Annotated in this window: 16 protein-coding genes; 5 read left to right on the top strand and 11 right to left on the bottom strand. The window is 59.5% G+C overall.

Annotated features, from left to right (window positions below; genetic code table 11):
• Together mobV and OP496_RS18390 are read right to left on the bottom strand one after the other, a co-directional pair.
• A partial coding sequence (gene mobV, locus OP496_RS15920; protein ID WP_280564779.1) for a MobV family relaxase occupies positions 1 to 529 on the bottom strand: 529 nt, incomplete at its 3' end.
• 292 nt (positions 530 to 821) lie between these two features.
• On the bottom strand, positions 822 to 1,061 hold the full coding sequence (locus OP496_RS18390) for a hypothetical protein (RefSeq protein ID WP_348522018.1): 240 nt from the start codon (positions 1,059 to 1,061) through the stop codon (positions 822 to 824).
• Between the two features lie 125 nt (positions 1,062 to 1,186).
• Here OP496_RS18390 and OP496_RS15915 point away from each other — a divergent pair, with 125 nt between their 5' ends.
• Positions 1,187 to 2,128 carry a replication initiation protein gene (locus OP496_RS15915; RefSeq protein WP_280564778.1) on the top strand — a complete coding sequence of 314 codons (942 nt, stop codon included), beginning with the start codon at positions 1,187 to 1,189 and terminating at the stop codon, positions 2,126 to 2,128.
• A gap of 117 nt (positions 2,129 to 2,245) precedes the next feature.
• On the opposite strand, the gene OP496_RS15910 is transcribed toward OP496_RS15915, so the two are convergent.
• The 3 genes from OP496_RS15910 to OP496_RS15900 all read right to left on the bottom strand — a co-directional run bounded on the left by OP496_RS15910 (position 2,246) and on the right by OP496_RS15900 (position 3,439).
• Complete coding sequence (locus tag OP496_RS15910; RefSeq protein ID WP_280564777.1) at positions 2,246 to 2,500, bottom strand: DNA-binding transcriptional regulator; 255 nt, start codon at positions 2,498 to 2,500, stop codon at positions 2,246 to 2,248.
• 159 nt (positions 2,501 to 2,659) lie between these two features.
• Positions 2,660 to 2,962, bottom strand: a complete 303-nt coding sequence (locus OP496_RS15905; RefSeq protein ID WP_280564776.1) for an XRE family transcriptional regulator — start codon at positions 2,960 to 2,962, stop codon at positions 2,660 to 2,662.
• Between the two features lie 150 nt (positions 2,963 to 3,112).
• Complete coding sequence (locus OP496_RS15900) at positions 3,113 to 3,439, bottom strand: type II toxin-antitoxin system RelE/ParE family toxin (protein WP_280564774.1); 327 nt, start codon at positions 3,437 to 3,439, stop codon at positions 3,113 to 3,115.
• Positions 3,440 to 3,658: 219 nt separating this feature from the next.
• On the opposite strand from OP496_RS15900, the gene OP496_RS15895 reads away from it, so the two are divergent.
• Together OP496_RS15895 and OP496_RS15890 are read left to right on the top strand one after the other, a co-directional pair.
• Positions 3,659 to 3,913 carry an AbrB/MazE/SpoVT family DNA-binding domain-containing protein gene (locus OP496_RS15895; protein WP_280564773.1) on the top strand — a complete coding sequence of 85 codons (255 nt, stop codon included), beginning with the start codon at positions 3,659 to 3,661 and terminating at the stop codon, positions 3,911 to 3,913.
• On the top strand, positions 3,913 to 4,245 hold the full coding sequence (locus OP496_RS15890; protein ID WP_280564772.1) for a type II toxin-antitoxin system PemK/MazF family toxin: 333 nt from the start codon (positions 3,913 to 3,915) through the stop codon (positions 4,243 to 4,245). Before OP496_RS15895 ends, OP496_RS15890 begins: the two co-directional genes overlap by 1 nt.
• A 74-nt stretch (positions 4,246 to 4,319) precedes the next feature.
• On the opposite strand, the gene OP496_RS15885 is transcribed toward OP496_RS15890, so the two are convergent.
• Both OP496_RS15885 and OP496_RS15880 read right to left on the bottom strand, forming a co-directional pair.
• Positions 4,320 to 4,730 (bottom strand): DUF2442 domain-containing protein, encoded by a 411-nt coding sequence (locus OP496_RS15885; protein ID WP_280564771.1) that lies wholly within the window; start codon positions 4,728 to 4,730, stop codon positions 4,320 to 4,322.
• On the bottom strand, positions 4,717 to 4,965 hold the full coding sequence (locus tag OP496_RS15880) for a DUF4160 domain-containing protein (RefSeq protein ID WP_280564770.1): 249 nt from the start codon (positions 4,963 to 4,965) through the stop codon (positions 4,717 to 4,719). Before OP496_RS15880 ends, OP496_RS15885 begins: the two co-directional genes overlap by 14 nt.
• 127 nt (positions 4,966 to 5,092) lie before the next feature.
• Here OP496_RS15880 and OP496_RS15875 point away from each other — a divergent pair, with 127 nt between their 5' ends.
• Positions 5,093 to 5,719: a tyrosine-type recombinase/integrase gene (locus OP496_RS15875; RefSeq protein WP_280564769.1), complete on the top strand. Its 627-nt coding sequence runs from the start codon at positions 5,093 to 5,095 to the stop codon at positions 5,717 to 5,719.
• Here the strand turns inward: OP496_RS15875 and OP496_RS15870 are convergent.
• The 3 genes from OP496_RS15870 to OP496_RS15860 all read right to left on the bottom strand — a co-directional run bounded on the left by OP496_RS15870 (position 5,716) and on the right by OP496_RS15860 (position 8,276).
• Positions 5,716 to 6,141, bottom strand: coding sequence for a hypothetical protein (locus OP496_RS15870; protein ID WP_280564768.1), 426 nt, complete (start codon positions 6,139 to 6,141; stop codon positions 5,716 to 5,718). The genes OP496_RS15875 and OP496_RS15870 overlap by 4 nt on opposite strands.
• Positions 6,142 to 6,227: 86 nt before the next feature.
• Positions 6,228 to 7,103 (bottom strand): replication initiation protein, encoded by an 876-nt coding sequence (locus OP496_RS15865; protein WP_280564766.1) that lies wholly within the window; start codon positions 7,101 to 7,103, stop codon positions 6,228 to 6,230.
• 792 nt (positions 7,104 to 7,895) lie between these two features.
• Positions 7,896 to 8,276, bottom strand: coding sequence for a helix-turn-helix domain-containing protein (locus tag OP496_RS15860; protein WP_280564765.1), 381 nt, complete (start codon positions 8,274 to 8,276; stop codon positions 7,896 to 7,898).
• A 929-nt stretch (positions 8,277 to 9,205) separates the two neighbouring features.
• Between OP496_RS15860 and OP496_RS15855 the strand changes: the two genes are divergently transcribed.
• Positions 9,206 to 9,430, top strand: a complete 225-nt coding sequence (locus OP496_RS15855; RefSeq protein WP_280564764.1) for a DUF6290 family protein — start codon at positions 9,206 to 9,208, stop codon at positions 9,428 to 9,430.
• Positions 9,431 to 9,546: 116 nt separating this feature from the next.
• On the opposite strand, the gene OP496_RS15850 is transcribed toward OP496_RS15855, so the two are convergent.
• A partial coding sequence (locus OP496_RS15850; RefSeq protein ID WP_280564762.1) for a hypothetical protein occupies positions 9,547 to 10,430 on the bottom strand: 884 nt, incomplete at its 5' end.

The following is a 10,430-nucleotide window of genomic DNA, read 5'->3' as shown; positions in this document are numbered from 1 at the left end:
GGCGCGGCTTGCCACGCTCGACACCGAAAGAGCTTTGCCAGTCCGCAAACGCACTCTGCATTTCGCGGAGCTTGCCCCGCCCACCGACCCACCGCTTCGCATTCAGCCGCCCCGTCTCAGGGTCTACAGGCACCACCATGGCGTGCATGTGAGGAGTCGTTTCGTCGTTGTGCTGTATCGCGCTGACAACGTTCGCATGTCCAAACTTGCTGCGGAGCCACTCGGCAGCCGAGTCGAAATACTGATCGATACGCTCTGGAGGTGCGTCCTGGAACCACTCCGGGGATGCCGAGATCATGAATTCCATCATCCTGACAGCATCCTTCCGAAATTTCGCAGGTGTCCGCTCCTCGATAGCCTCGCGGATCGCTTTCGAGTCGGTGTCAGCCGGCCCGACGATCGTGCGGTTGAGGTGTCGTCTCGCAGGGTCGGCGTTGGGTGTCGGGCGTGAGCGGGTGATGTGGCTCACCGCGCCGTTGATGGGAATTCCAGTTTTCAGTTTCTCGAAACGCATGATTGCAAATGCCATCGTCGTCCGGCCCTGTGTTGCGTGTGTGCCTGTATACAGGGGGCAAGGCGGCGAATTTTGCGGTGAGCGGGAGAAAAATTTTTCAGTGAACTGGAGAGTAGAGCCGGAGGGCTTAGGGTAGGCAGGGTGGACGTTGAAGCGGCCTGTGATGACATGCGTATAGCCTTCACAAGGGGGACTCACTAGCCTTTCTCGTTCCTCGAAAGGCGCGTGAGCGGGGGGGCTGTGCCCCCTCGACCCCCCAAACCTTACCGGTCCACAAGAGCCAGTAGGCGCTGTGGCGCTGGGTGGGCTAGGGGTATTCCTGGCGGGCGTGCAGGACACGAAGCACCTCGGTGGCCGTTTCTCCAATGCGCTGTCTCCGGCGCTCTTCCATCAGACGATCCAGCCGAGCCATAGCTTCGGAGTGGGGAAGAGAGGGCTTATCGCTATCTATGGCCTCCTGCACTTTGGCACGAAACCAACGATCGGAGCTGTCTGCCTGCTCTTGAGTACACAGGGATTTTCGGTGCTTGGTGTTCCCAATGCACACCGGGACGCCTGATAGAGTGGGGGGACAACACCAAGAGCCGCCTGTAGGCGGAAAAGACAACGCCCCACCCCGGGACTCTTGGCGGAAGAACGGGATGAGGGCGCCACGTAACGTGTGAGGGAATTATGGCCTACCCCGACCTTGCCTGCCAAGTGCAGCCGGGCACCACCATAGACCTGTTTCAGCAGAGGCTTCCGCGTAAGCCGTATCACACCGATGACCTCGGCGAAGGGCTCCGCATCCGTGACGTTCAGAAGGCCCTCGCGGCGCGGTATATTCAGCCCAATGGGCCTACCCACCGCTACTGGCTGGTCTACGACGTGGACCGTAGCGGTGCGGTGATAGATTGGAACGATCGTGGCGCACCACCGCCGACAATCACTGCTCAGAACCCCGAGAATGGCCACGCGCACCTGATCTACGGCCTCGAGGTGTCTGTTAGGACAGCGCCAGACGGTAAACCAGGTCCCTTGCGCTATGCCGCCGCGGTGGATTGTTCCCTACGGAGCATCTTGGACGCCGACCAGGGCTATGCCGGGCTGATCTGCAAGAACCCGCTGCACTCGCACTGGCGCGTCACCGAATGGGAGCCCCGGCTGTACGAGCTGGGCGACCTGGATAGCTGGCTCGATCTGAGCGCCTACGGCGACCGTCGCAAGCGCCTGCCCGACTATGGGCTGGGGCGGAACTGCAACCTGTTCGAGCGGCTGCGCCATTGGGCCTACCGGGCAATACGTCAGGGGTGGCCTGACTACGAGCGCTGGCATGAGGCCGTGCTTACTCGGACGCGGGCCTACAACGACTTCGAGACGCCGCTCCCCGATAGCGAGGTCCGTGCCACGGCCAAGAGCGTGGCCAGGTACACCCACCGCAACTTCAGCGCAGCTTCGTTCAGCGCTTGGCAGTCTGCACAGGGCCGCAAAGGTGGGATGGCCAAAGGTGCAGCCTATGGCGAGAAACGCGCTCAGGCGCTCTCCCTGCTCGATTCCGGGGCTAGTCAGCGGGAGGTGGCCGAGCGGCTCGGAGTCACCCCCCGAACCATCCGAAACTGGAAAAGCGGAAAATAGCCATATCAGATAATAGCCCCCGGCTGGGTGAGATTTTGCCCTGGCCCTTCTAGAGTGAAACGTCCAGCGACCCGTCAGGGAGCCAGAACCGGAACCAACCGCCCAAGCGATAGCGCGTCAGTCGAGGGCACCGCTCTCCCAATCGGAGACTAGGTTCTTGCTGATGTTGAGGTAGCGAGCGAACACTGGCTGTGAAAGGTGCTCACGCTCGCGGAGTGCTCGGATGGCCTCGGGGGGAATAGTCTCCTCCGTGGTGAGGCAGCTCTCATTAAAGTCGCGTATCGTTTTCTTATCGACAGCACCGATTTCGTGCAGGGCCTCCATGGTTTCATGGATCGCGGCCATCGCGTCGCTACAGTATTTCTTAGCCATCGTATTCCATCTCCGAAAACTTCCCTTTCCGAATCATCTCTACCAAGTCGTAAATTTGTAATTGATTCTTTTTCATATATCTTTATGTTTTTATTGCTGATTTTTTAATAAAAAAGCCTCCGGTACTTGGAGGCTTAAAGTCCAGGAATTAAGAAAGAATCAAATCATTGCTGCTTCCTTCGGCTTATCTTCAAAAGAAAAGTGAAGGTGACCACCCAGTGCCGGTCGGGAAAGGTTAACCAAGGCGTCCAAGCTGAAGCGGCTGATACGACCATTCAAGAGATCGTTCAGACGTGGCTGAGTAATACCCAGACGCTCGGCTGCTACTTTCTGAGTTACTTCCCATTCGGCCACGCGATCGGCAATTTTTCCCATAAGCTCGGCGCGCAGCCGCATGTTGTCTGCCTGCTCGGGAGTATCCTCGATGGCATCCCACACACTGCTAAAACGCTCATTTGCCATGCTCTATTCTCCTATCGCACGCTTACCGCACATGATGTGCGGGTAACGTGGGAGCCCGTAGAAGGCCCCTCTTTTCAGTGGGGGCCAACCTTGCAGGGAAGGCCCACCTTGTAATTCTATTCAATGCCCCTATTGGCTGGGGCCTAGCCGCTAGGAAAGCTCGCGATAGCGCTGCTTTCCTAGCTCGATGTCACGCTTTTCGGTCTGCTGCGACTTCTTCTGGAAACAGTGAAGGACATAGACCGTATCCCCCCTGCTTGCCACGTAGAAGACCCGATAAGCACCTGATGCCTCTCTGATCTTGATCTCAATCACTCCGCGTCCTACATCTGGCATCGGTCGGTAGTGATCGGGCATCTTGCCTTGCTGTACCCGGCTGAGCTCATAGCCCGCCGTTTGTTTGGCTTCCGCTGGGAAGCCTCGGAGCTGATCCAACGAGTCGCCGCGAAACTCGATGGGTTTTTCTTCTTCTGACATAGGCCCTTCCCTTCATCCTGGACATCCAAATTTTATATCCAGTTTGATATAAAGGCAACCGGTTCCTGAGCAGGGAAGTTGGTTGGAGTGGTACTGTCAGGCTTCTAGCTTAACCCCGGAAAGGCCTTGGAGGCGCGTCGGGAGGCCGATTGCGGTGTGCGCGGTGTTGGGTTATATTTATGTATAACTTTATGGCGCGACTCGCGCAGGAGGCCACCAGTGAGCACCACTAATCTTCGCCGCGTCGGCGGCTCCGTCATGATGGCGGTGCCGCGGGCACTGCTCGATCAACTGCATCTGCACGCCGGCTCTCAAGTCGAGATCGAGATCGACCACGGACGCCTGGTCGTGGAGCCGGCCAAACCCCGCTACTCCCTCGAGGAGCTGCTGGCCCAGTGCGACACCACGGCGGAGATGTCTGCCAGCGAGCGCGAGTGGCTGGATGCCGACCCCGTCGGCCGTGAGCTTCTGTAATGCGGCGCGGCGACATCTATTTCGTCTCGCTCAACCCCACTCGGGGCCATGAACAACAAGGCATGCGTCCGGTGCTGATCGTATCGCCGGATGCGTTCAATCTTGCCATGGGCACGCCCCTGGTTGCGCCGATCACCAACGGGGGCGGCTTCGCGCGCTCCCGGGGCTTCACGGTGTCGCTGGCCGAGGCGGGTACGACCACCACCGGCGTCGTGTTGTGCAGCCATGTGCGCACCTTGGATATCGAGGCTCGCCAGGGGAGATGGGTGGAGAGTGTCCCGCCAGAGATCATGGATGATGTGCTGGCCAGGCTGGCGACCCTGGTGAGTTAAACTTTACTGTCTGACTTCTGATTGGAAAGCTGATAGTAGTGGCCAGAAGTGTAGCCTGGCCACTTTGCCTGGTCTTAGGCCTGTATCTTCCGTGGCCGCCCTCCCTTGGCACCATTGGCCTGGGCTGCATTGCGTTTGGCTGGGCTACAGCTGCGCCCCCCTGCGGCACCTAGCTGACGAGCCATCCATTGCTTAGAGCCAAATTGCCCTTCCAAGAGGGCGGGCACGTACAGGTCGGCATCGAGCTGAGGCCAGTGCAGACCAAGCCCGGAAGGGGACAACTCAATCTCGGCTAGGGCATCTGGCGTGGCTTCGGCGAGATCCTCCACAAGATGCGGAGGAATCGCGAGCTCGAGCCCTGAGTGCAGTCGCACGATCACTCGGTTGGTGCGGCGGTCGTATCGAGCGGCAACAGCATGAGCATGGTCGCGTTCAGCGGCCATGCGGCCCTCTGCCTGCTGGATGACATCATCAGTAATGGCCATGAATCTCCCTCCATTTAGCACATAACGCCAACAGTTCTTCTGATAGTGCCGACGCGATACGGTTGAGATCCTTCGAGTTGAGTTGGTAACTCTCACGCAACTCGGGGGGACCGCTCGGGCAGTGCAGGATGAAGACCGCTTCACCGCCCTTGCCGATGACGTGCACATGCGCCGGTCGATGGTCGTTTGGGTAGATGGCGGCTCTCAGGCCATCGAAACGGAGAATGGTTGGCATGAGGACAGTCTAGCATAAACCTAAACGCTTGGGTTTATGCTGGGTTGGCGCGGAGCGGAGAAGGAGTACACTGTCTGGCTTCCAACTGAAACCCAGACAGTCACCGCGACCAGGAGCGCTCCCGCCCGTGCCCTACACGCCCCGACACCTCGCCCCGACAGTGGCCCCAGCCACTGAAACCCGGACAGTACGCAGCCGCGCCGCCAATGACGCGGTGCGCGGCCGGCAGCACCTGACCCGCGATGAGGTGCACCGGCTGATGCGCGGCGCGATTCGGCACCACCGCTACGGCCGGCGCGATGCGCTGATGCTGCGCCTGGCCTTCGAGCACGGGTTGCGGGTCTCGGAGTTGGTGGGGCTGCGCTGGTCGGCGGTCGACCTGGTGACCCACGAGCTGCGCGTCACTCGCGCCAAAGGCAGCTGGGACGGCACGCATCCGCTCCAGGGCGACACCGTGCGGGCGCTCAAGCGCTACCAGCGTGATAGCGGCCGTGCCGCGGGCCTGGTGTTCGTCAACGAGCGGGGGGCGCCGGTCAGTGCCGACGGTTTCCGGCGCCTGCTGCATCGCCTTAGTGAGCGCGTGCTGGGCGTGAAGTGGCATCCGCACGCGCTGCGCCATGCCTGCGGCGTGCACCTGATCAACCAGGGTGTGGATCTGCGCACGGTGCAGCAGTACCTGGGCCACGCCAACATCCAGAACACGGTGGCCTATACCGCCCTCACCGGGCGGCCGTTCGAGCGGCTGAGCTTCTAGCGGTCGGATGAGTTGTCGGCGTGGTCGCGCAGCGATTGGACCAGCGAGCGCAGGCCGTGGGGATCGTCGTCCTTGGGCTGTGTAGCGGGCGTTTCCTGAATTGGATCAGAAGGAGGGGCAGGGAGCCTACGCAGATGTGCCACTTCCTCGCGTAGCTGCCGAAGTTCGTCGCGCTGTTCCTTCACGATCTCGAGAAGAGCATCGAACTTCTCGATGACACTGGGGGTGTCGGGTAGGTCGTCGGACTTAGGTGTCGGATTTTGTAGGGCGAAATGTTTTTGACCTGGTGGCTCCCCGTAAACGCGGATCATCTCGGACAGGTCGAGTACCTTCTGTCCCTTGCCGTTAACCGCAGCTGTGACGCGGCCTTTGTCGACTGCCTCGTATAGCGTGGAGCGGTGTAGGCCATACAATCTGGCCATTCGTCCTATGGTCATCTGGGGCATGTCGGGCACTGTCGGGTTCTGTCGTCGGGTTGCCCTACAGTATGGACTCTAGCGAGAAAAACTCACGCCCTGGCAGTATTCCGTCGCTCTTCGAGGATGCGATGTGCGGCGTCGTCGCTAGACTCTCCCGGGCGAGCCTGTGCATTGATAACAGCCATAGGGATCCCGTATATCGATCCTAATGCGTTTTCGCCCTTCCTATCGACATTGCCCCGCCCCTTACGCTTGCGAGGCTTCTGAGAATCTTTACAGGGCTTCTCGCCAAAGGTGAACACCAGGTGGGAGACGCGTCGGCCGGTCTTGCGCTGGTCCCACTTTACCCATAGTGGGCTGTGTTCGTTGATCTGCGCGGTGGCAGGCTCGATTACCCACCGTTTCAAGTCTTTCACCGCTGGGTACTTGCCGCCCAACTGGAATGCCTCGCGCAACCACTCAACAGATACCTCTCGCTCGCCGGTGCCCCGCCATTGGCACAGCAACTCATAAAGCCGCATAGCATGAGCACTGGTCATCTTAGCCACATCCTCGAGCGCGTAGCGCGTGAACTGTTCTGTAAGCTGTGTCAGATATGGCAGCATGTCCTTAGTAAATCGCAGCTCCACGCGACCTTCTGACTTGACGTAGGCGATGGACTGCACCCAGCTCGTTACTAGAGTCTTCGGTCGCTTTCCTTGTCCATTGGGATATTCCCTTAGCCACACTTCCCGGCGTTTCAATCGCAAGGCGGCGTCCGCTAGTTCCTTGTAGGTAGAGTGAGAGTCAGTACCCACCAGCGCCGCATAGTCGGCCACGCTGACGCTATACATTACTTCATCGGTAAGTGGCTGATCCCGTCGCACCTGAGTGATACAGCCCAGCATGATGCGCTGTTCAGCGGGGGTGAGGCGGTAAGATGCTTCAACCAGGGCATTGCTCTTGTAGATCTGAGGCTCGTTCATCCTTGGGATTCCAGCAGGACTTTGTCTATAACGCCCCATTTGGGGAGTTTTTTATATTCTCCCTTTTAACCCTGAATCCCTCCCCCTTACAACCCTGAATCCCTCCCCTTTTAACCCTGAATCCCTCCCCTTTTGACCCTGAATTACTCCCCTTTTCGCCTAATAAATAGTTTATTATCAGTAAGTTAAACGAGCTAAAAGGGGAAAAGGGGAAAAGTACAGAAAAGAGCGCACCTGCGCTCACCTACCCTCCGGTCGTCGTTCCTCCTCTCTCCGCCCGGCCTGCGGCCGCCTAAAATCAACCCCCACCATGCCTCGACAAGTCGAGATAAGGCGGGGCTCTCGAGCCGCTACGCGGCTGAGCCCCGCCTATCGGCGCAACCTAACCGCTAAAGCACCAAGCGTCGTGGGCCGACTCCCAACGTACTGCGAGAACATTGGGCCTTCGGCCCGGTTTAGCAAAAAAAAGGGGGGGGGCTTGGAGCTGGTGACGTCTTAACCCTGATCGCATGTCGAGCGCTATGCCGGCTTCGACCTGGTTACCGCTCGCGTTGCTCGCTGCATCCCGCTATTGCGGGATAATCGGAAAACCGTCCTGCTAAACGCCCCCGGCCAAGGTTTGAAACATTCAGGTGCGCGCCGAGATTGTCCGCGTGAGCGGGAGCAAAGCGACCCAGCGGTTAAGGTGAGGGGTGGCACTGCCAACGAGCGCAGCGAGGCGGACAGGCGGCAGCACAGGTGCCTTCCGACATAGAGGGCGGCTGTAGAAGGAGTCCTGTGGAAAGAATAGGGTCAGACAATTTCCGTATGCCGAGGAGGCTTGATCAAGCTCTCTGCCGGAATCCCGAACATTGCGTGGAGCTTCCAGACCATGGCCAGGGTCAGATGGCGTTTACCGTTGAGGATCTCATAGACGTGGTTGCGCTTGCCGATGGCCGGCTCCAGATCCTTGGCGGTAAGCCCTTCCTGGTCCATGCGGAACCTGATGGCCTCGATGGGATCCGACAGGTCCACGGGAAATTGCTTCGCTTCGTAGGCCTCGACCAGAGTCAGCAGGATCTCGAAGCGGTCGCCGTCCTCGGTGCCCGGCTCAGGCTCGTTGTCGAAGTATGCGGATACCTCGCGCAGCACAGCCTTGTAGTCGGCCTCAGTGTGAATCGGGCAAATGTTCATAGAAGCACTCCATTTCAGCTGTCTCGGCATCCACCGTGTCGTATTCCTCCATCTGTGACTTTATGTTGAGCTAACAAAGGGAAGAGAAATCGGCAAATATCGACCTACTGCGAAGTCTAGCAGTTGCTCGAGCGAGGGAGGCCCCACCCCCTTGGCCAGACTCGCGCGCTTTAGGGCGGGGCGTAACCGATACTCATGCGAAACATCCCTCCAGGAAGAAACGGAAATGTTCGTTAGGACAGTGGATTGGAGGAGGTGGAAACTGCTAAGGATTTCTTAGTAGTCAGGCTCGGATTAGGTATACACCCCATGCTCTATCCGGGCTATCAGATCTAGCACCTGCTGAGGATCTTCTTGCATGACCTGGATAGGCCGTTTCCACCCAAGTCCCATTGCCTCATGATGTAACCAGTGGTCTGCCGCTGTTCGATCACCATCGAACAGGTCGATTGCCGCCCGCCAGACTGCGATTGCGATATCCCCTCCTGGCTCGTCAGCGCCATATATCGCCCAATCCTCGGCTTCTGCAGCTGGCTCCAGCGGGGCCTCGTCCTTGATGACACTGCTCCGTAACCGAGCACGCGGTGTGTCGCCTTGAGTCGTCATCGCAACCTCCAGGAAGCAACAGAAACACGTTCGTTTATTTTATACCATGCTTCACAGCGGTGGTTGTGCTAGGTCTCGACATGGCATTCCAGGAGCTTTTCGCGAGTGCATGCCCTCACTCCGACTGGCCGAGTGGGGGCTGTGGGGTCGCGTTTACCAGGACCCGAGCGGCCTGAGTGTCCAGCAGCGCGCTTTTCGCGAGTGCATGCCCCCAGTCCGCTTAGCCGGGTGGAGGCTTTGGGTCGCATTGTGAATTCGAGGCTGGTCGGGGCCTCTCCTAGGGGTAGGATATACGTGTATATCAACCTCTAGGAGAGGCCACCATGTTGGCAATACAGCTGCCCAGCGACATCGAGAAACGTCTAGAGGTGCTGGCCAAGGCCACCGGCCGCACCAAGACCTATTACGCCCGTGAGGCCATCCTCGAGCACCTCGAGGACCTGGAGGACATCTACCTGGCCGAACAGACCCTGGAGCGTCTGCGCCGTGGCGAGGAAACCACGCATTCCCTGGACGACGTGGAGCGCGAGCTTGGGCTGGCAAATTGAACTGACGGGCGCCGCCTGGGCGCTCAGCTCCTCGACCTGCTCCATCAGGGCGTCGCCAGCGGGGCGGTTTTCGGTAGCCTGGGAACGCAAACCCCGCCGTAGCGGGGTTTGCGTGCTCAGGGTGTCAGCCCATTGGGGCCACCTCGCCTTGGTGGCGGTTGTGGCAGGTTATCGAGGCCTTGGTCATGCCAGTCTGCGGCCTCATCGCCGACCATTTGGCGCAGTGCGCCAGGTAATGGCTTGGGCTTGCCTTCAAGCAGTTCAGCGTCCTCGGGACGGTTCTGATCTGCCCACGCTCGCATGGCGCCGAGCCGTTCGCGGAGTTGCTCTCCGGCCGCGTCGATCTCCGTCTGGCGTTGCTCCAGGGCACCTTCCTTGGCGCTGAGGCAGTCTCTGCGCTCGGCCAGTTCCCGCTCCAGGATTTTGAGTCGTTGTTCCTGGATAGCCACGGCGGCCTCACGCTGCTCGATGGTGGACTGATGCTCCTGAAGCGCTTCCTCTCGTTGCTTCAGGTTCTGTGACTGGGTGGCCAGCTGCCGTTCCCTCTCGTCCAGTGCCTTGCGTTGCTCCTGACATTGTCGCTGGGCAGCTTTCTGCTGCTCAGCGACCCGTTCTGCCTCTACCTCGCGCTGCTCCAGGTGCGCTTCGCGGGCCTGGAGATCAGCATTCCAAGACGTCGCTTGCTTTGTTGCAGCACTGATCCGCTTTTCGAGCTCAGCTCGCTCGGTTTTCGTCTCGGCGAGCGTCTTATCGGCAGAACGGCGATCTGCAGCCGCAGCCTCGCACTCGATTTGGGTACGCGACTCACGCTCTTTGAGCGATGCTTCGCGCTCATCGAGCCGTGCATGGCCGTCGTACCAGTCACTCACTCTGGTGTGCTTACGTCCAGGGCGCGGCTTGCCACGCTCGACACCGAAAGAGCTTTGCCAGTCCGCAAACGCACTCTGCATTTCGCGGAGCTTGCCCCGCCCACCGACCCACCGCTTCGCATTCAGCCGCC

The organism is Chromohalobacter sp. 48-RD10, assembly GCF_029889785.1.
Lineage (GTDB): Bacteria > Pseudomonadota > Gammaproteobacteria > Pseudomonadales > Halomonadaceae > Chromohalobacter.
This window is presented reverse-complemented; position numbering and strand designations above follow the sequence as displayed.